The organism is Klebsiella quasipneumoniae subsp. quasipneumoniae (genome assembly GCF_020525925.1).
GTDB lineage: Bacteria > Pseudomonadota > Gammaproteobacteria > Enterobacterales > Enterobacteriaceae > Klebsiella > Klebsiella quasipneumoniae.
Map to the genome: position 1 here is coordinate 343600 of NZ_CP084876.1, position 18700 is coordinate 362299.

General features: G+C 59.2%; 16 protein-coding genes and 1 pseudogene. 13 read left to right on the forward strand and 4 right to left on the reverse strand.

Annotated features, from left to right (window positions below; genetic code table 11):
- Positions 1 to 52 precede the first annotated feature (52 nt).
- Genes ugpA through ugpQ form a run of 4 tightly spaced genes read left to right on the forward strand, consistent with a single transcriptional unit; the run spans position 53 to position 3591 of the window.
- Positions 53 to 940, forward strand: a complete 888-nt coding sequence (ugpA, locus tag LGM20_RS01600) for a sn-glycerol-3-phosphate ABC transporter permease UgpA (RefSeq protein ID WP_032454247.1) — start codon at positions 53 to 55, stop codon at positions 938 to 940.
- Positions 937 to 1782 carry a sn-glycerol-3-phosphate ABC transporter permease UgpE gene (gene ugpE, locus LGM20_RS01605; RefSeq protein WP_008806976.1) on the forward strand — a complete coding sequence of 282 codons (846 nt, stop codon included), beginning with the start codon at positions 937 to 939 and terminating at the stop codon, positions 1780 to 1782. The genes ugpA and ugpE overlap by 4 nt, the downstream gene beginning before the upstream one ends.
- Before the next feature lies 1 nt (position 1783).
- Positions 1784 to 2854: a sn-glycerol-3-phosphate import ATP-binding protein UgpC gene (locus LGM20_RS01610; protein ID WP_023291224.1), complete on the forward strand. Its 1071-nt coding sequence runs from the start codon at positions 1784 to 1786 to the stop codon at positions 2852 to 2854.
- Complete coding sequence (gene ugpQ, locus LGM20_RS01615; protein WP_023291223.1) at positions 2851 to 3591, forward strand: glycerophosphodiester phosphodiesterase; 741 nt, start codon at positions 2851 to 2853, stop codon at positions 3589 to 3591. The genes LGM20_RS01610 and ugpQ overlap by 4 nt, the downstream gene beginning before the upstream one ends.
- A gap of 24 nt (positions 3592 to 3615) precedes the next feature.
- Here ugpQ and LGM20_RS01620 read toward each other — a convergent pair whose 3' ends face one another.
- On the reverse strand, positions 3616 to 3936 hold the full coding sequence (locus tag LGM20_RS01620) for a DUF2756 family protein (RefSeq protein ID WP_023291222.1): 321 nt from the start codon (positions 3934 to 3936) through the stop codon (positions 3616 to 3618).
- 123 nt (positions 3937 to 4059) lie between these two features.
- Between LGM20_RS01620 and ggt the strand changes: the two genes are divergently transcribed.
- Entirely contained in the window at positions 4060 to 5805 is a 1746-nt protein-coding gene (ggt, locus tag LGM20_RS01625; protein WP_044524972.1) for a gamma-glutamyltransferase, read from the forward strand.
- Positions 5806 to 5894: 89 nt separating this feature from the next.
- Here ggt and yhhY read toward each other — a convergent pair whose 3' ends face one another.
- Together yhhY and LGM20_RS01635 are read right to left on the reverse strand one after the other, a co-directional pair.
- Positions 5895 to 6371, reverse strand: coding sequence for an N-acetyltransferase (gene yhhY, locus LGM20_RS01630; protein ID WP_072096665.1), 477 nt, complete (start codon positions 6369 to 6371; stop codon positions 5895 to 5897).
- 240 nt (positions 6372 to 6611) lie between these two features.
- The gene (locus LGM20_RS01635; protein ID WP_023291219.1) at positions 6612 to 7253 is read right to left on the reverse strand and encodes a bactofilin family protein; all 642 of its coding nucleotides are present in this window, start codon (positions 7251 to 7253) and stop codon (positions 6612 to 6614) included.
- 264 nt (positions 7254 to 7517) lie between these two features.
- Here LGM20_RS01635 and LGM20_RS01640 point away from each other — a divergent pair, with 264 nt between their 5' ends.
- The 5 genes from LGM20_RS01640 to gntU all read left to right on the forward strand — a co-directional run bounded on the left by LGM20_RS01640 (position 7518) and on the right by gntU (position 12658).
- Positions 7518 to 8555 carry an oxidoreductase gene (locus LGM20_RS01640; RefSeq protein WP_044524971.1) on the forward strand — a complete coding sequence of 346 codons (1038 nt, stop codon included), beginning with the start codon at positions 7518 to 7520 and terminating at the stop codon, positions 8553 to 8555.
- 121 nt (positions 8556 to 8676) lie between these two features.
- Positions 8677 to 9372 carry a pirin family protein gene (locus LGM20_RS01645; protein WP_002920779.1) on the forward strand — a complete coding sequence of 232 codons (696 nt, stop codon included), beginning with the start codon at positions 8677 to 8679 and terminating at the stop codon, positions 9370 to 9372.
- Between the two features lie 239 nt (positions 9373 to 9611).
- Positions 9612 to 10607: a gluconate operon transcriptional repressor GntR gene (gntR, locus tag LGM20_RS01650; RefSeq protein ID WP_023291217.1), complete on the forward strand. Its 996-nt coding sequence runs from the start codon at positions 9612 to 9614 to the stop codon at positions 10605 to 10607.
- A gap of 180 nt (positions 10608 to 10787) precedes the next feature.
- Complete coding sequence (gene gntK, locus LGM20_RS01655) at positions 10788 to 11318, forward strand: gluconokinase (RefSeq protein WP_044524970.1); 531 nt, start codon at positions 10788 to 10790, stop codon at positions 11316 to 11318.
- Positions 11318 to 12658, forward strand: coding sequence for a gluconate transporter (gene gntU, locus LGM20_RS01660; RefSeq protein WP_004202127.1), 1341 nt, complete (start codon positions 11318 to 11320; stop codon positions 12656 to 12658). Before gntK ends, gntU begins: the two co-directional genes overlap by 1 nt.
- Here gntU and LGM20_RS01665 read toward each other — a convergent pair.
- Positions 12655 to 13016: pseudogene (locus LGM20_RS01665) on the reverse strand (hypothetical protein). The gene gntU and the pseudogene LGM20_RS01665 sit on opposite strands and share 4 nt — an antisense overlap.
- 103 nt (positions 13017 to 13119) lie before the next feature.
- On the opposite strand from LGM20_RS01665, the gene asd reads away from it, so the two are divergent.
- The 3 genes from asd (at position 13120) to glgX (ending at position 18624) form a co-directional block, all read left to right on the forward strand.
- A complete protein-coding gene (gene asd, locus LGM20_RS01670; protein ID WP_023291215.1) occupies positions 13120 to 14226 on the forward strand; it encodes an aspartate-semialdehyde dehydrogenase in 1107 nt (368 codons plus the stop codon).
- 238 nt (positions 14227 to 14464) lie between these two features.
- Positions 14465 to 16651: a 1,4-alpha-glucan branching enzyme gene (gene glgB, locus LGM20_RS01675; RefSeq protein ID WP_023291214.1), complete on the forward strand. Its 2187-nt coding sequence runs from the start codon at positions 14465 to 14467 to the stop codon at positions 16649 to 16651.
- Positions 16648 to 18624, forward strand: coding sequence for a glycogen debranching protein GlgX (glgX, locus tag LGM20_RS01680; protein ID WP_023291213.1), 1977 nt, complete (start codon positions 16648 to 16650; stop codon positions 18622 to 18624). Before glgB ends, glgX begins: the two co-directional genes overlap by 4 nt.
- The last annotated feature ends 76 nt before the right edge of the window (positions 18625 to 18700 follow it).

Genomic DNA, 18700 nt, shown 5'->3' on the forward strand with positions numbered 1-18700 from the left:
AGGCCGGGTAGGGCGTAGCCGCCACCCGGCATTGTTCAGGAACCCAATCTCAATGTCATCATCCCGTCCGGTATTCCGCTCGCGCTGGCTGCCCTATGTCCTGGTCGCGCCGCAGCTGATTATCACGCTGATTTTCTTTATCTGGCCCGCGGGCGAAGCGCTGTGGTATTCGCTGCAGAGCGTCGATCCGTTTGGCCTGTCCAGCCAGTTTGTCGGCCTGGATAACTTCGTGGCGCTGTTCCATGACCCGTACTATCTGGACTCGTTCTGGACCACTATCAAATTCAGCGCCCTGGTGACCGTCAGCGGCCTGCTTATTTCGCTCTTTTTCGCTGCGCTGGTCGACTACGTGGTGCGCGGCAGCCGCTTCTATCAGACCCTGATGCTGCTGCCGTATGCCGTGGCCCCCGCGGTGGCGGCGGTGCTGTGGATCTTCCTCTTTAACCCCGGGCGCGGGCTGATCACCCATTTCCTCGGCGAGCTGGGCTACGACTGGAACCACGCGCAGAACAGCGGCCAGGCGATGTTCCTGGTGGTCTTCGCCTCGGTATGGAAGCAGATAAGTTACAACTTCCTGTTTTTCTTCGCCGCGCTCCAGTCGATCCCGCGTTCGCTGGTTGAGGCTGCCGCTATCGACGGCGCCGGGCCAATCCGCCGCTTCTTCAGGCTGGCGCTGCCGCTGATTGCGCCGGTGAGTTTCTTCCTGCTGGTGGTCAACCTGGTTTACGCCTTCTTCGACACCTTCCCGGTGATCGATGCCGCCACCGCCGGCGGCCCGGTGCAGGCGACCACCACCCTGATTTACAAAATCTATCGCGAAGGTTTCGCCGGGCTCGATCTTTCCGCTTCCGCCGCGCAGTCGGTGGTGCTGATGTTCCTCGTCATTATCCTGACGGTGGTGCAGTTCCGTTACGTTGAAAGTAAGGTGCGTTACCAATGATTGAGAACCGTCGCGGGCTGACGATTTTCAGCCACACCATGCTGATTCTGGGCATCGCCGTCATTTTATTCCCGCTGTACGTCGCCTTCGTGGCGGCGACGCTGGATAACCAATCGGTGTTCGAAACGCCGATGACGCTGATCCCCGGCGGACATCTGCTGGAGAACATGAAGACCATCTGGGTGAACGGCGTTGGCGTCAACAGCGCGCCGTTCTGGCTGATGATGCTCAACAGCTTCATCATGGCGTTCGCCATTACGGTGGGCAAAATCGTCGTGTCGATGCTGTCGGCGTTCGCCATCGTCTGGTTCCGCTTTCCGCTGCGTAACCTGTTCTTCTGGATGATTTTTATCACGCTAATGCTGCCGGTCGAGGTGCGTATTTTCCCGACGGTGGAAGTGATCGCCAATCTCAACATGCTCGACAGCTACGCCGGGCTTACGCTGCCGCTAATGGCCTCAGCCACCGCCACCTTCCTGTTCCGCCAGTTCTTTATGACCCTGCCGGACGAGCTGATTGAAGCGGCGCGTATCGATGGCGCTTCGCCGATGCGCTTCTTTCGCGACATCGTGCTGCCGCTGTCGAAAACCAACCTCGCGGCGCTGTTCGTCATCACTTTTATCTACGGCTGGAACCAGTATCTGTGGCCGTTGCTGATTATTCAGGATGTGAATCTTGGCACCGCCGTCGCCGGCATCAAAGGCATGATCGCCACCGGCGAAGGTACTACCCAGTGGAATCAGGTGATGGCGGCGATGCTGCTGACCCTGATCCCGCCGGTTGTCATCGTTTTAGCCATGCAGCGCGCATTTGTGCGTGGCCTGGTCGATAGTGAGAAATAAAATGGCTGGTTTAAAACTACAGGCAGTAAGCAAAAGCTGGGATGGCAAAACCCAGGTGATTCAACCGCTGACGCTGGACGTGGCGGACGGGGAATTTATCGTCATGGTCGGCCCGTCGGGCTGCGGGAAATCAACGCTGCTGCGGATGGTCGCCGGACTGGAGCGGGTGACCAGCGGCGATATCTGGATCGACCGCAAGCGGGTCACCGAGATGGAGCCGAAGGATCGCGGCATCGCCATGGTGTTCCAGAACTATGCCCTTTATCCGCATATGAGCGTGGAAGAGAACATGGCGTGGGGGCTGAAGATCCGCGGCATGGGTAAGGGATTGATCGCCGAGCGGGTGCAGGAGGCGGCGCGTATTCTTGAGCTGGACGGCCTGCTCAAGCGCCGCCCGCGCGAGCTCTCCGGCGGCCAGCGCCAGCGCGTGGCGATGGGCCGCGCCATCGTGCGTGACCCGGCGGTATTCCTCTTCGACGAACCGTTATCAAACCTCGACGCCAAGCTGCGCGTGCAGATGCGTCTTGAGCTGCAGCAGCTGCATCGCCGCCTGAAAACCACCTCGCTGTACGTTACCCATGATCAGGTGGAGGCGATGACCCTCGCTCAGCGGGTGATGGTGATGAATAAAGGCGTTGCCGAGCAGATCGGCACCCCGGTGGAAGTGTATGAGAAGCCGGCCAGCCGCTTTGTGGCGAGCTTTATCGGCAGCCCGGCCATGAACCTGCTGGAAGGGCGCATCAGCGATGACGGCGGTCGCTTTGAGCTGGCGGGCGGCATCCAGCTGCCGACGAATCATGAGCACCGGCGCCACGCCGGGCGTAAAATGACCCTCGGTATCCGCCCGGAGCATTTTATCTTAAGCTCGCAGGCGCAAGGCGGCATTCCGCTGCTGATGGACTCCCTGGAAATTTTAGGCGCCGATAACCTTGCCCACGGGCGCTGGGGCGAACAGAAGCTGGTGGTCAGACTGCCGCACCAGCAGCGCCCGGCGGCAGGCAGCACGCTATGGCTGCATCTGCCTTTGGAACATCTGCACCTCTTTGATGGTGAAACAGGACAACGCGCATGAGTAACTGGCCTTATCCCCGTATCGTCGCCCATCGCGGCGGCGGTAAACTGGCGCCGGAGAACACCCTGGCGGCTATCGACGTCGGCGCTCGCTACGGGCACACGATGATTGAATTTGACGCCAAGCTGTCAAAGGACGGGCAGATCTTTCTGCTGCATGACGATAATCTCGAACGCACCAGCAACGGCTGGGGCGTGGCGGGGGAGCTGCCATGGGACGATCTGCTGAAGGTGGATGCCGGTAGCTGGTTCAGCCGTGAATTTAAGGGCGAGCCGCTGCCGCTGCTCTCCCAGGTGGCGGAGCGCTGCCGCCGTCACGGCATGATGGCGAATATCGAAATTAAACCGACCACCGGCCTTGGGCCGCAGACCGGCAACGTGGTGGCCCTGGCGGCGCGGGAGCTGTGGGCGGGAATGACCGCGCCGCTGCTGTCGTCGTTTGAAATCGATGCCCTGGAAGCGGCGCAGGAAGCCGCCCCCGAGCTACCGCGCGGGCTGTTGCTGGATGAGTGGCGTGAGGACTGGCGGGAGTTGACCACCCGGCTGGGCTGCGTCTCCATTCACCTTAACCACAAGCTGCTGGACGCCGGGCGGGTGGCAAGCCTGAAACAGGCCGGCCTGCATATCCTGGTGTATACCGTTAACAAACCCCAGCGCGCCGCCGAGCTGCTGCGCTGGGGCGTAGACTGCATCTGCACCGATGCCATTGACGTCATCGGGCCCCATTTCCAGCCTTAATAACCGCTGCGCGGCGGCTGGCCTTTACGGGTTGGTCTGCCGCAGCATCCCTCCGTTGTTGTTCGGCAGCACCTGCTGCGGCGGATTGAGATTCCCGCCCTGCGCCGCGCGCTGCTGATTGGTCTGCAGCTGGTTTTGCAGATGCTGCTGCTGGGAGCGAGTCTGATTGTTCAGATTCTGCTTCAGCATGCTCTGTTGCTGCTGTTGCTGCACCTTCATCTCATTTTGCATGCGCTGCTGGCTGGGGACCACGTAACCCGGCTGGTTGGGGTTGTTATCAATATTGATTGGCTGGGCTAAAACGCCGAGCGGCATCAGCGCCGCCAGAAATAACATCGCTTTCATGGTTTTCTCCTCCCGTGCGTGGGATCACTTAAGTGTACCTCGAATCCGCCATAACAATGATTTTTTAGGAGTTATCAACCAGGCTTAAGCGGGGAATGAAACCTACCTATCAGGAGTAAGACAATGATAAAAACAACAATCTGGCGTCAGGTGGTCATCGCTGCGTTGCTGGCGGGCGGTAGTTTTACCGTCGCCGCCAGTCCACCGCCGCCGCCGCCGGTCTCTTATGGCGTAGAGGAGGATGTATTCCACCCGGTGCGCGCCCGGCAGGGCATGGTGGCCTCGGTGGATGCGCTGGCCACCCGCGTCGGGGTGGATATTCTGCGCCAGGGCGGCAACGCTGTCGATGCGGCGGTGGCGGTTGGCTACGCGCTGGCGGTCACTCATCCGCAGGCGGGGAATATTGGCGGCGGCGGTTTTATGATGCTGCGGACGAAAGACGGCAAGACTACGGCGATCGATTTCCGCGAAATGGCGCCAGAGCAGGCCACCCGCGACATGTTCCTCGACGACCAGGGTAACCCGGACAGTAAAAAATCGCTCACCTCGCATCTGGCCTCTGGCACGCCAGGCAGCGTGGCGGGCTTCTCTCTTGCCCTGGAAAAATACGGCACCATGCCGCTGAACAAAGTGATCCGCCCGGCAATCAAGCTGGCGGAAGAGGGCTTTATTGTTAACGATGCGCTGGCGGACGATCTGAAGACCTACGGCAGCGAAGTGATCCCGCAGCACGAAAACAGTAAAGCGATCTTCTGGAAGAACGGCGAGCCGCTGAAGAAGGGCGACCGGCTGGTACAGAAGAACCTGGGGAAAAGCCTCGAGCTGATTGCCGAGCACGGTCCGGATGCCTTCTATAAAGGCGCTATTGCCGACCAGATCGCGGACGAGATGAAAAAGCACGGCGGGCTTATCACCAAAGCCGACCTCGCTAACTATAAGGCCGTGGAGCGCACGCCGATTAGAGGCGAATATCGCGGGTATGAGATCTACTCTATGCCGCCGCCCTCCTCCGGCGGGATCCACATCGTGCAGATCCTCAATATCCTCGAAAATTTCGATCTGCAGAAATATGGCTTTGGCAGCGCCGACGCTATGCAGGTGATGGCGGAGGCGGAGAAACACGCCTATGCCGACCGCTCTGAATATCTCGGCGACCCTGACTTCGTCAAAGTGCCGTGGCAGGCGCTGACCAGCAAAGCCTACGCCAAAGCGATTGCCGCCGAGATCGACGTCAATAAGGCGAAGCCTTCCAGCCAGATCCGCCCGGGCAAGCTGGCGCCCTATGAAAGCAACCAGACCACCCACTTCTCGGTGGTCGATAAAGACGGCAATGCGGTGGCGGTGACCTATACGTTGAATACCACCTTCGGCACCGGCATTGTGGCGGGGGACTCCGGCATTCTGCTGAATAACCAGATGGATGATTTCTCGGCGAAGCCCGGCGTACCTAACGTCTATGGCCTGGTGGGCGGCGACGCCAATGCGGTGGAGCCGAAAAAACGCCCGCTGTCGTCGATGTCGCCGACCATTGTGGTGAAAGACGGCAAAACCTGGCTGGTGACCGGCAGCCCGGGCGGCAGCCGGATCATCACCACTGTGCTGCAGATGGTGGTCAATACCATCGATTTCGGGATGAACGTCGCAGAAGCCACCAACGCCCCGCGCTTCCATCATCAATGGTTGCCGGATGAGCTGCGGGTGGAGAAAGGCTTTAGTCCGGATACCCTGAAGCTGCTGGAGGCGAAAGGGCAGAAAGTGGCGCTGAAAGAGGCGATGGGCAGCACTCAGAGCATTATGGTGGGGCCGGACGGGATGCTGTATGGCGCCTCCGACCCGCGTTCGCCGGATGATTTAACGGCGGGGTATTGATATGTTGCCCGGTGGCGCTGCTGCGCTTACCGGGCCAACCACTGCACGAACGCAGGTCGGGTAAGGCGAAGCCGCCACCCGGCAACATGCTACTTCATTCTCGCCATATAATATGCATCCACATATTCACCGTTGCGCAGCGCGTAACGCTTGCCGGTGCCTTCGATCTCAAATCCGTGTTTTTTGTACACCGCAATCGCCGGCTTGTTATCAGCGAACACCGTCAGCTCAATGCGGTCAACGCGCAGCCAGTTATCGCACAGGTCGATCATCTCGCGCATCAGTGCGCTGCCGATACCGCGCCCCTGATGGCCGGCGGCAACCGCCATGCCAAAGGTCGCCACGTGGCTGCGACGAGGGCGCGGTTCGACATGGAGCGACAGATGCCCGGTAACCCGATCGTCCAGCGTCGCCACCAGATGGAAGGTATGGGGTTTGGGCTGTAGCTTCTCCTGCCAGGCTTCCATGGCGGGGTAGGGGATCTGTAGCGTGTCATGATAGACCTCCGGGTGCGCCATCAGCATACGTAAAGGTTCAGCATCGCGCGGTTCGGCATGGCGTATCACTATGTCACTCATTCCCTTGTCCTCTTTTTGGTGGTTGATTCTCCTTCACCATCTCTGACGGCAGCCGGGGAGTCAATGCCGTTTTTTGCAAAAAAAAGATAGACAAGTGCGAATGAGAATGATTATTATTGTCCTGCATTCAGGAAGACCCTTGCGGAAAGCCTGAAAGCACGACATTGCTCACATTGCTTCCAGTATTACTTTAGCCAGCCGGGTGCTGGCTTTTTTTTTGCTGCAACCTCAGGCGCTTTGCGGCCTGGCGGACATCACGCCGTCTTCCGCAACCAGGCCGATGAGATGACTTTTGCTTTCCGCCGCGGCCAGCACCTCGGCGCTGCCGGTGAACTGGCCGCCCTTTTTAATCGCCAGCGAGCGATAGGCGAGGGTGCCATCCAGATTGCCGTGCTCCTCAATGGTGATGCTGTCGCCGCGGCACTGGCCCTGAACCTTGCCATCAATAATCAGCTCACGGCAGCTGATGTTGCCCTCGACCTGACCTTCACGCATCACCTTAATCAGATGTTCTTTCGCCTCAATGTTGCCGGTAAGCTGGCCGTGAATATAGACATGGCCGCTGGCGACAATATTGCCGACGAAATGCACCCCGCTGGCGATGACCGTAGTCTCTTGTTTTTTGCTGGCGACCGCCTGGGATTCTGGGTTGTTTGCCGGAGGCGTGGCCACTTCTGACGTCTGAGGTTCCGTTTTATTTTTCTTAATAAACATCGCGTTAATTTTGTTCCGTTGGCTATGGAGGAGAAAGGCGACCAGTGCGCAGGCGGCCGCCAGGCGCGCCGGCACGATCGCATCGACAGACCAGGCGATCAGCGCGAGAAGCCAGAAAAAAAGGGCGCCGTTTAAGGCGAGATACTGTTTGTCCATCCGTAGCGGCTGGCTACTCCGTTAGTCATCAGCAACGTCCTGGTTTGCCCTCCACTTATCCGCAGTTTCGCCATTGAGATCAAGATACTTAACCGAAAAATGTCGATTTAATCTGTTGTTAATCAATGAGTTATTAATAATTACGTATGGGTGGTACGCGACCTATTTTTTTGACGAATCTTCACGGAAAACGGACTGAGAGGATGAAGTCATGTCCCGGCTTGCGCTATGGTTGAAGGTAGCTCATTAACTAAGGACAGCGTTATGACTCTGCACTGCGCATTTATTGGCTTCGGCAAAAGCACCACCCGCTACCATCTTCCTTACGTGTTACACCGCCAGGACCGCTGGCAGGTGGCGCACATCTATCGCCGTCGGGCGAAGCCCGAGGAGCAGGCGCCGCAGTATTCCCACATCCATTTCACCAGCGATCTCGATGAAGTGTTAAACGACCCGCAGGTCAGGCTGGTGGTGGTCTGCACCCATGCCGACAGCCATTTTGACTATGCGAAAAAGGCGCTGGAGGCGGGGAAAAACGTGCTGGTGGAAAAGCCGTTCACCCCGACGCTGGAGGAAGCCAAGACCCTGTTTGCGCTGGCGAACAGCAAAGGCCTGACGGTGACGCCCTACCAGAACCGCCGCTTCGACTCCTGCTTCCTGACCACTAAAAAGGTGATTGAGAGCGGCAAACTTGGCGAACTGGTGGAGATTGAAAGCCATTTTGACAACTACCGCCCGCTGGCGGAGAACAACCCCGGCGGCCCGCATAACGGCGAGTTCTATGGCCTTGGCGTGCATACCCTGGACCAGATTATTTCGCTGTTCGGCCGCCCGGACCATGTCGCTTACGATCTGCGCTCGCTGCGCAACAAAGCTAACCCGGATGATACCTTTGAGGCCCAGCTGTTCTACGGCGATCTGAAGGCCATCGTTAAGACCAGCCACCTGGTGCAGATCGACTACCCGAAATTCATCGTCCACGGCCATAAAGGCTCGTTTGTGAAATATGGTATCGACCAGCAGGAGACCAGCCTGAAAGCCAATATCATGCCGGGCGAGCCGGGCTTTGGCGCGGACGACAGCGTCGGCGAGCTGGTGTATGTCAACGAGGCAGGGGAGACGGTGCGCGAAGCGGTCCCGCTGGAGAGCGGCGACTATGGCCGGGTCTACGACGCGCTGTACGACACCCTCGTCAACGGCCAGCCAAATTACGTCAAGGAATCTGACGTTCTTACCAATATGGAGATCCTGCAGCGCGGCTTTGAGCAGCCCTCACCGGCCACCATTACTCTGGTGAAATAAGCCCAAGCGGCTCCTCTGCGCTTGTTCATATTTTTTGAACAGAGGAGTCAATTTTCACCCTCTATGATCGTCGGCGAAATGGGTCCACACTGATTCCATCGAAAACATATGGGGGTGCAACATGATCTACTTACGCAAAGCGAACGAACGTGGCCACGCTAACCATGGCTGGCTGGATTCCTGGCATACTTTCTCTTTCGCCAACTACTACGACCCGAACTTTATGGGCTTCTCCGCCCTGCGGGTGATTAACGACGACGTCATCGACGCCGGTCAGGGCTTCGGTACCCACCCGCATAAAGATATGGAGATCCTGACCTATGTACTGGAAGGGGCGGTGGAGCACCAGGACAGCATGGGCAACAAAGAGCAGGTGCCGGCGGGCGAGTTCCAGATCATGAGCGCGGGTACCGGGGTGCGTCACTCTGAGTACAACCCGAGCAAAACCGATCGTCTGCGTCTGTACCAGATCTGGATTATTCCGGAAGAAACCGGCATTACCCCGCGCTACGAGCAGCGCCGCTTCGACGCCGCCCAGGGCAAACAGCTGGTGCTGTCGCCGGATGCACGGGATGGCTCGCTGAAGGTCTATCAGGATATGGAGCTGTATCGCTGGGCGCTGCTGAAAGATGAGCAGTCGGTTCACCAGATTGCCGCGGAACGTCGCGTCTGGATCCAGGTCGTCAAAGGCGAAGTGACCATCAACGGTACCAAAGCCACTACCAGCGATGGTTTGGCTATCTGGGACGAGCAGGCGATTTCGGTTCATGCCGACAGCGATAGCGAAATCCTGCTGTTCGATCTGCCGCCGGTTTGATCGTTATCTGAGGTCGTCTATACCCAAAATAATTTGAGTTGCAGAAAGGCGGCGACGCAGAGAATCCCCAGGAGCTTACTTAAGTAAGTGACTGGGGGTGAGCGAGGAAAGCCAACGCGCATGCAACTCGAAGTATGATAGGTATAAATAAATTGCGTAGCCTTCCCTCATGTTAGGGAAGGTTGCGCTTTGTCCGTGATAAACTGAGAAAATGTTCCCCGTTGATCACAGTCAGGACGATGAAAAAGAAAAGACCCGTACTTCAGGATGTAGCCGATCTTGTCGGCGTGACCAAAATGACGGTCAGTCGCTATTTACGCAACCCGGAGCAGGTCTCCGAAGCGCTGCGTGGCAAGATTGCCGTTGCCCTCGATGAACTGGGTTATATTCCCAATCGCGCCCCTGACATTCTCTCCAACGCCACCAGCCGCGCTATTGGCGTGCTGCTGCCATCGTTAACCAACCAGGTATTCTCGGAAGTGCTGCGCGGGATTGAAAGCGTCACTGACGCCTTCGGCTATCAAACCATGCTGGCGCACTACGGCTACAAGCCGGAAATGGAAGAGAAACGCCTCGAATCGATGCTCTCCTGGAACATTGACGGCCTGATCCTCACCGAACGCACCCATACGCCCCGCACCCTGAAGATGATTGAAGTCGCCGGCATTCCGGTGGTGGAGCTAATGGACAGCCAGTCACCGTGCCTCGATATCGCGGTCGGTTTCGATAACTTCGAAGCGGCGCGGCAGATGACGGCGGCGATTATCGCCCGCGGCCACCGCCACGTTGCTTATCTCGGCGCGCGTCTTGATGAACGTACTATCATCAAACAGAAGGGGTACGAGCAGGCGATGCTCGATGCGGGCATGACGCCCTACAGCGTGATGGTGGAGCAGTCCTCGTCCTATTCATCCGGGATTGAGCTGATGCGCCAGGCGCGCCGCGAATACCCGCAGCTTGACGGCATCTTTTGCACCAACGATGACCTCGCGGTCGGCGCGGCCTTTGAGTGCCAGCGCCTGGGGCTGAAGATCCCGGACGACATGGCGATAGCCGGTTTCCACGGCCACGATATCGGCCAGGTGATGGAGCCGCGGCTGGCCAGCGTCCTGACCCCGCGCGAGCGGATGGGGCGCATTGGCGCCGAACGTCTGCTGGCGCGCATTCGTGGCGAAGCGATTACCCCTAAGATGTTAGATTTAGGTTTCACATTGTCACCGGGCGGATCAATTTAAACTGACAAGTTTGAAGTAGATCACACATATTCACATCTGGCACGAATGGATATTGCTTCTCCACAGGTCCGGCATGACAATGTTACCGATAACAGTTACCCGTAACAATTAACCGATACGCCGCCTTCGCGCTCAATGAGTCAGCCCCGGCGCGGCGTACCTGTCCGGTGGGAGGATGCTTTGAGCACGACTAATCATGATCACCACGTCTACGTTCTGATGGGCGTTTCCGGCAGCGGGAAATCCGCTGTCGCCAGCGAAGTGGCGCATCAGCTGCATGCCGCGTTTCTCGACGGCGACTTTCTGCATCCGCGCAGCAATATCACCAAGATGGCCTCCGGTGAGCCGCTCAACGATGACGACCGTACCCCGTGGCTGCAGGCGCTAAATGACGCCGCGTTTGCCATGCAGCGTACCAATAAGGTGTCGCTGATCGTCTGTTCGGCGCTGAAGAAGAGCTATCGCGACATTCTGCGCAAGGGCAACCCGAACCTCTCCTTCATCTACCTGAAAGGCGACTTCGAGGTGATCGAAAACCGTCTGAAGGCGCGTAAAGGGCACTTCTTCAAAACCCAAATGTTGGTGACGCAGTTTGAAACGCTGCAGGAACCAGGCGCCGACGAGAGCGATGTGATTATCGTCGATATCGACCAGCCGCTGGAAGGCGTGGTGGCCAGCACCATTGAGGTGATCAACAAAGGCAGTCACTAGTGAGTACTTTAACGCTTGTTTTAACAGCAGTCGGCTCGGTATTGCTACTGCTGTTTTTAGTCATGAAGGCGCGGATGCACGCCTTCGTGGCTTTGATGGTGGTTTCTATTGGCGCAGGTCTCTTCTCCGGCATGCCGCTGGATAAAATCGCGGCGACGATGGAGAAGGGGATGGGCGGTACGCTGGGCTTCCTGGCGATCGTCGTCGCGCTGGGCGCGATGTTCGGGAAGATCCTGCATGAAACGGGGGCGGTCGATCAGATTGCCGTCAAGATGCTCAAATCCTTCGGCCACAATCGCGCGCACTATGCGATTGGTCTCGCCGGCCTCATCTGCGCGCTGCCGCTGTTTTTCGAAGTGGCGATCGTGCTACTGATCAGCGTCGCCTTCTCGATGGCGCGCCATACCGGCACTAACCTCGTGAAGCTGGTGATCCCGCTGTTTGCCGGGGTGGCCGCCGCCGCGGCGTTCCTGCTGCCGGGACCGGCGCCGATGCTGCTGGCGTCGCAAATGCACGCCGACTTTGGCTGGATGATCCTGATTGGCCTGTGCGCGGCAATTCCGGGAATGATTATCGCCGGGCCGCTGTGGGGCAACTTCATCAGCCGCTACGTTGAGCTGCATATTCCTGACGACGTGACGGAGCCGCATCTCGGCGAAGGCAAAATGCCCTCCTTCGGCTTCAGCCTGTCGCTGATCCTGCTGCCGCTGGTGCTGGTAGGCCTGAAAACCATCGCCGCGCGCTTTGTGCCGGTGGGGTCGACCGCTTACGAATGGTTTGAATTTATCGGTCACCCATTCACCGCGATCCTGGTAGCCTGCCTGGTGGCGATCTACGGCCTGGCGGTACGTCAGGGGATGGCGAAAGACCGGGTGATGGAGATCTGCGGTCATGCGCTGCAGCCGGCGGGCATTATCCTGCTGGTGATCGGGGCAGGCGGCGTCTTCAAGCAGGTGCTGGTTGACTCCGGCGTCGGCCCGGCGCTGGGTGAAGCGCTGACCGGCATGGGGCTGCCGATCGCCATTACCTGCTTCGTGCTGGCGGCGGCGGTGCGTATCATCCAGGGTTCCGCCACCGTGGCGTGCCTGACGGCGGTCGGCTTGGTGATGCCGGTGATTGAGCAGCTGAACTACAGCGGCGCGCAGATGGCGGCATTGTCTATCTGTATCGCCGGCGGCTCGATTGTCGTGAGCCATGTGAACGACGCCGGCTTCTGGCTGTTCGGTAAATTTACCGGCGCCACCGAAGCCCAGACGCTGAAAACCTGGACGATGATGGAAACCATCCTCGGCACCACCGGGGCGATTGTCGGCATGATCGCCTTCCAGCTGCTGAGCTAAGTCTGTTCGCCACCCGCTTGCGGGTGGCCAAAAGCCAGGGTAACGCCGTTTACCCTGGCTTTCCGGCGATAAGCCGCGCTTTTTCCCTCTTTTCTCTTCCCGCTCCTCGCCCTTATTAGCGCTACGACGATGCTCGTATCCTTCGGCAAGCCTTGCTGCACCTGGGTTTGTTGCCTCTTTTTGGCAAGGGGAAAATCAGCGGATTTCGCGCTTAATCCATAATCAGGATCAATAAAATCGCGACGGAAAATGTTCCATTCCCTGGGTGATTTCCCCGATAATCATTGCGCTTTGACGACGACCAGCGACGGTGGACAATGTGCAGGATAAGTTGCTTTTCTGATTGTTCAGCAATCATTGATTAATTTCACTTGCGACTTTAGCTGCATTTTGTAAGGTGAGGGATAATCCAGTTGGAAACTGGTCAGGCACAAACAGCACACACCTCGCAGGAATACGTTATGAAAAATGTTGGTTTTATCGGCTGGCGCGGAATGGTCGGCTCTGTTCTCATGCAACGCATGGTTGAAGAGCGCGATTTCGACGCCATTCGCCCGGTGTTCTTCTCTACCTCCCAGCTGGGACAGCCAGCGCCGTCTTTCGGCGGTAGCACCGGTGGCACGCTCCAGGATGCGTTCGATCTGGACGCGCTGAAGGCACTGGACATTATTGTCACGTGCCAGGGCGGCGATTACACCAACGAGATTTACCCGAAGCTGCGCGAAAGCGGCTGGCAGGGTTACTGGATTGACGCTGCCTCTTCGCTGCGCATGAAGGACGATGCGATCATTATCCTCGACCCGGTTAACCAGGACGTGATCACCGCCGGCCTGAACAACGGCGTAAAAACCTTTGTCGGCGGCAACTGTACCGTCAGCCTGATGCTGATGTCCCTCGGCGGCCTGTTTGCCCAGGATCTGGTGGAGTGGGTCAGCGTGGCGACATACCAGGCGGCTTCCGGCGGCGGCGCGCGTCATATGCGCGAACTGCTGAGCCAGATGGGCCAGCTGCACAACCACGTCGCGGCAGAGCTGGCGGACCCGGCTTCCGCCATTCTGGATATCGAGCGCAAAGTGACGTCGCTGACCCGCAGCGGCGAGCTGCCGGTGGATAACTTCGGCGTACCGCTGGCGGGCAGCCTGATCCCGTGGATCGACAAACAGCTGGATAACGGCCAGAGCCGCGAAGAGTGGAAAGGCCAGGCGGAGACCAACAAGATCCTCGCCACCTCGTCCGTTATCCCGGTAGACGGCCTGTGCGTCCGCGTTGGCGCGCTGCGCTGCCACAGCCAGGCGTTCACCATTAAGCTGAAAAAAGATGTCTCTATCCCGACCGTTGAGGAGCTGCTGGCCGCGCACAACCCGTGGGCCAAAGTGGTACCGAACGATCGCGACATTACCATGCGCGAGCTGACCCCAGCCGCGGTGACTGGCACCCTGACCACCCCGGTAGGTCGCCTGCGTAAACTGAATATGGGGCCGGAGTATCTGTCGGCCTTTACCGTTGGCGACCAGCTGCTGTGGGGCGCCGCGGAGCCGCTGCGCCGGATGCTTCGCCAGCTGGCGTAAGCGCAGGATAAACAGAAAGGGGGTCTTCGAGCCCCCTTTTTTTTTGCGTAATACAAGGAGTAAACGCGGATGTTAGATTTTTCCCCACGGAGGTAACTCAGCCTTGGCTATGCTTTAAGTAAGGAATTCCTTACCTGAAGGTGGGACGGAGCAGAAGGATGCAGAAGGCGCTGCGCCGTTCAGGTCAAAAAAAGTCGCCAGTTACAGGAATGAGCGACACTTACAACAGGATGAAAGCATGTCTAATCATATCGATAGAGACGTGATTAATGCGCTAATCGCCGGTCATTTCGCGGACCCTTTTTCCGTGCTCGGCATGCACCGTACCGACGCCGGGCTGGAAGTGCGCGCATTATTACCCGATGCCACCGATGTGTGGGTTATTGAACCGAAAACCGGACGCAAAGTCGGCAAGCTCGAATGCCTCGACTCGCGTGGTTTCTTCAGCGGCGTTCTGCCGCGGCGTAAAAACGCCTTTCGCTATCAGCTGGCCGTCACCTGGCACGGGCAGCAGAATCTGATTGATGACCCTTATCGCTTTGGTCCGCTGCTGCAGGATCTTGACGTCTGGCTGCTGTCGGAAGGGACCCACCTGCGCCCTTACGAAACGCTGGGCGCGCACGCCGCCACCATGGACGGCGTCACCGGCACCCGTTTCTCGGTATGGGCGCCGAACGCCCGTCGCGTCTCAGTGGTGGGGCAGTTTAACTACTGGGACGGCCGGCGCCACCCGATGCGATTCCGCAAAGAGTCCGGCATCTGGGAACTGTTCGTCCCCGGCGCGCACAATGGCCAGCTGTATAAATTCGAGCTGATTGACGCCCACGGCCATCTGCGGGTCAAAGCCGACCCTTACGCCTTTGAATCGCAAATGCGTCCGGAAAGCGCCTCGCTTATCTGCGACCTGCCGCCTAAAGTCGAACAGCCGGCGGACCGCAAAGCGGCGAACCAGTTCGATGCCCCTGTCTCTATCTATGAAGTGCATCTTGGCTCATGGCGTCGCCATACCGACAATAATTTCTGGCTGAGCTACCGCGAGCTGGCCGACCAGCTGGTGCCCTACGCAAAATGGATGGGCTTCACCCATCTCGAGCTGCTGCCGGTTAACGAGCACCCGTTCGACGGCAGCTGGGGCTATCAACCCACCGGCCTCTATGCGCCGACCCGCCGATTCGGCACCCGCGATGATTTCCGTTACTTTATCAACGCCGCGCACGCCGCCGGGCTAAACGTCATTCTGGACTGGGTGCCTGGCCACTTCCCGGCGGATGATTTTGCCCTTGCCTCTTTCGATGGCACCGCGCTGTATGAGCACAGCGATCCGCGCGAGGGGTATCACCAGGACTGGAATACCCTGATCTACAACTACGGACGCCGCGAAGTCAGCAACTTCCTGGTGGGAAATGCGCTGTACTGGATCGAACGCTTCGGCATCGATGCTCTGCGCGTCGACGCGGTGGCCTCGATGATCTATCGCGACTATAGCCGCAAGGCGGGGGAGTGGATCCCCAATGAATACGGCGGCCGGGAAAATCTGGAAGCCATTGAGTTTCTGCGCAACACCAACCGCATCCTTGGCGAACAGACGCCGGGCGCGGTCACCATGGCGGAAGAGTCCACCGATTTCGCCGGGGTAACCCGTCCGCCAGCCGGCGGCGGCCTCGGTTTCTGGTTCAAATGGAACCTCGGCTGGATGCACGACACCCTGGATTACATGAAACTCGATCCGGTGCACCGCCGCTTCCATCACGACAAAATGACCTTCGGCATGCTCTACAACTACACCGAGAACTTTGTGCTGCCGCTCTCCCACGATGAAGTGGTGCACGGCAAAAAATCGATTCTCGACCGCATGCCGGGGGACGCCTGGCAGAAGTTCGCCAACCTGCGCGCCTACTACGGCTGGCTGTTCGCCTTCCCGGGGAAAAAGCTGCTGTTTATGGGCAATGAGTTCGCCCAGGGCCGCGAGTGGAACCACGACGGCAGCCTCGACTGGCATCTGCTGGAGGGCGGCGACAACTGGCACCACGGCGTCCAGCGGCTGGTGCGCGACCTGAACCATACCTATCGCCACCATAAGGCGCTGCACGAGCTGGACTTTGACCCGTACGGCTTCGAATGGCTGGTGGTGGACGACCACGAGCGCTCAGTGTTTGTCTTTGTGCGCCGCGACCGGGCGGGGAACGAGATTATCGTCGCCAGCAACTTCACGCCGGTGCCGCGCCACGACTACCGCTTCGGCATCAACCAGCCGGGCCGCTGGCGCGAGGCGTTGAATACCGACTCAATGCACTATCACGGCAGCAACCAGGGCAACGGCGGGGTGGTGGAAAGCGATGCCATCCCCAGCCACGGTCGCGAACATTCGCTGTCCCTGACCTTGCCGCCGCTGGCGACGATCTGGCTGGTCCGGGAGGCGCAATGACCAACCTCGCGGCAGGCAAGCCTGCGCCGTTGGGCGCCAGCTATGACGGCAAGGGGGTGAACTTCGCCCTCTTCTCCGCCCACGCGGAGCGGGTGGAGCTGTGCGTGTTCGACGAGCAGGGCAACGAGCAACGCTTCGATCTCCCGGCGCGCAGCGGCGACATCTGGCACGGCTGGCTGGCTGCCGTCGGGCCGGGCCTGCGCTACGGCTACCGGGTGCATGGCCCCTGGGATCCGGCGCAGGGACACCGCTTTAACCCGGCCAAGCTGCTGCTCGATCCCTGCGCTCACCGGGTTGAGGGCGATCTGCCGGACGACGAGCGCCTGCACGGCGGAATGTGGCAGCCGGATCATCGCGATAGCGCCGCGATAGCGCCAAAATCGCAGGTAGTGGATCTGCGTTACGACTGGCTGGGCGATAAACCGCCGCGTACCCCGTGGGGGGAAACGGTGCTTTATGAAGCGCACGTGAAAGGGCTCACCCTGCTTAATCCGCAGCTGCCGGAAGCCATCCGCGGAACGTATAAGGCGCTGGGCCACCCGGTGATGATCGCTTACTTCAAATCGCTGGGCATCAGCGCCCTTGAACTGTTGCCGGTGGCGCAGTTCGCCAGCGAGCCGCGACTGCAGCGGATGGGGTTGAGCAACTACTGGGGCTACAACCCGCTGGCCTGGTTCGCGCTGGATCCGCGCTATGCCAGCGACCCGACGCGCGCCCTGGATGAGTTTCGCGATGCGGTTAAGGCGCTGCACGCCGCCGGTATCGAGGTGATTCTGGATATCGTGCTCAACCATAGCGCGGAAATCGATCTTGAAGGTCCCACCGTCTCCCTGCGCGGAATCGACAACCGTAGCTATTATTGGGTAAGGGAAGATGGCGATTATCACAACTGGACCGGGTGCGGGAATACGCTCAATCTCAGCCACCCGGGGGTAGTGGAACTGGCGCGCCAGTGTTTGCGCTTCTGGGTGGATGAGTGCCATGTCGACGGTTTTCGCTTCGATCTCGCCTCAGTGATGGGGCGGACGCCGGAATTCCGCCAGGATGCGCCGCTGTTCGAGGCTATCCGCCACGACAGCGTGCTGTCGCAGGTGAAACTGATCGCCGAACCCTGGGATATCGGCCCGGGGGGCTACCAGGTGGGCAATTTTCCCCCGCTGTTCGCCGAGTGGAACGACCATTTTCGCGATAGCGCCCGCCGCTTCTGGCTGCAGCAAAACGTCTCCCTGGGGGATTTCGCGCAACGCTTCGCGGCCTCCAGCGATCTCTTTGCCCGTGATGGCAAGCCGCCATCGGCGACGGTCAATCTGGTGACGGCCCACGATGGCTTCACGCTGCGCGACTGCGTTTGTTTCAATCAGAAACACAATGAGGCGAACGGGGAGGAGAATCGCGATGGGACTAACAATAACTACAGCAACAATCATGGTATAGAAGGATTAGAAGCTAATTTTGCGGTGATTGAACGGCGACGCGCCAGCGTGCATGCGCTGCTGACGACGCTGCTGCTGGCTCAGGGGACGCCGATGCTGTTGGCGGGCGATGAGCAGGGCCACAGCCAGCACGGCAACAATAATGCCTACTGTCAGGACAACGCCCTGACCTGGCTCGACTGGCGCCAGGCGAACCCGGGATTAACCGCCTTTACCGCGGCGCTGATCCACCTGCGCCGGCGCATTCCGGCGCTCACCCGCAACCGCTGGTGGCAGGAGGGGGATGGCAGCGTCCGCTGGCTTAATCGCCATGCCCAGCCGCTGACTGCCGGGGAGTGGCAGCAGGGGGCAGCGTGTATGCAGATCCAGTTGTCGGATCGCTGGCTGCTCACGCTGAACGCCACCGCAGAGGTGGTCGATATGGTTTTACCCGAGGGGGAATGGCGCGCCGTTCCTCCATTCGCCGGAGAGGATAATCCGGTCATCATGGCTGTCTGGCATGGGCCCGCGCACGGAGTGTGCGTATTTCAAAGGTCGTAAGCCCTGAAGCTTCCGGTTGAACCCGTGGCGGCGGCGCGGCGGGATGAGCAGGAAAGCGGGGGTGTAAAAAGGAGTT

Coding starts and splice junctions, on each gene's coding strand:
- ugpA (WP_032454247.1), top strand. CDS start 53: ATGTCATCATCCCGTCCGGTATTCCGCTCGCGCTGGCTGCCCTATGTC.
- ugpE (WP_008806976.1), top strand. CDS start 937: ATGATTGAGAACCGTCGCGGGCTGACGATTTTCAGCCACACCATGCTG.
- LGM20_RS01610 (WP_023291224.1), top strand. CDS start 1,784: ATGGCTGGTTTAAAACTACAGGCAGTAAGCAAAAGCTGGGATGGCAAA.
- ugpQ (WP_023291223.1), top strand. CDS start 2,851: ATGAGTAACTGGCCTTATCCCCGTATCGTCGCCCATCGCGGCGGCGGT.
- LGM20_RS01620 (WP_023291222.1), bottom strand. CDS start 3,936: ATGAAAGCGATGTTATTTCTGGCGGCGCTGATGCCGCTCGGCGTTTTA.
- ggt (WP_044524972.1), top strand. CDS start 4,060: ATGATAAAAACAACAATCTGGCGTCAGGTGGTCATCGCTGCGTTGCTG.
- LGM20_RS01635 (WP_023291219.1), bottom strand. CDS start 7,253: ATGGACAAACAGTATCTCGCCTTAAACGGCGCCCTTTTTTTCTGGCTT.
- LGM20_RS01640 (WP_044524971.1), top strand. CDS start 7,518: ATGACTCTGCACTGCGCATTTATTGGCTTCGGCAAAAGCACCACCCGC.
- LGM20_RS01645 (WP_002920779.1), top strand. CDS start 8,677: ATGATCTACTTACGCAAAGCGAACGAACGTGGCCACGCTAACCATGGC.
- gntR (WP_023291217.1), top strand. CDS start 9,612: ATGAAAAAGAAAAGACCCGTACTTCAGGATGTAGCCGATCTTGTCGGC.
- asd (WP_023291215.1), top strand. CDS start 13,120: ATGAAAAATGTTGGTTTTATCGGCTGGCGCGGAATGGTCGGCTCTGTT.
- glgB (WP_023291214.1), top strand. CDS start 14,465: ATGTCTAATCATATCGATAGAGACGTGATTAATGCGCTAATCGCCGGT.
- glgX (WP_023291213.1), top strand. CDS start 16,648: ATGACCAACCTCGCGGCAGGCAAGCCTGCGCCGTTGGGCGCCAGCTAT.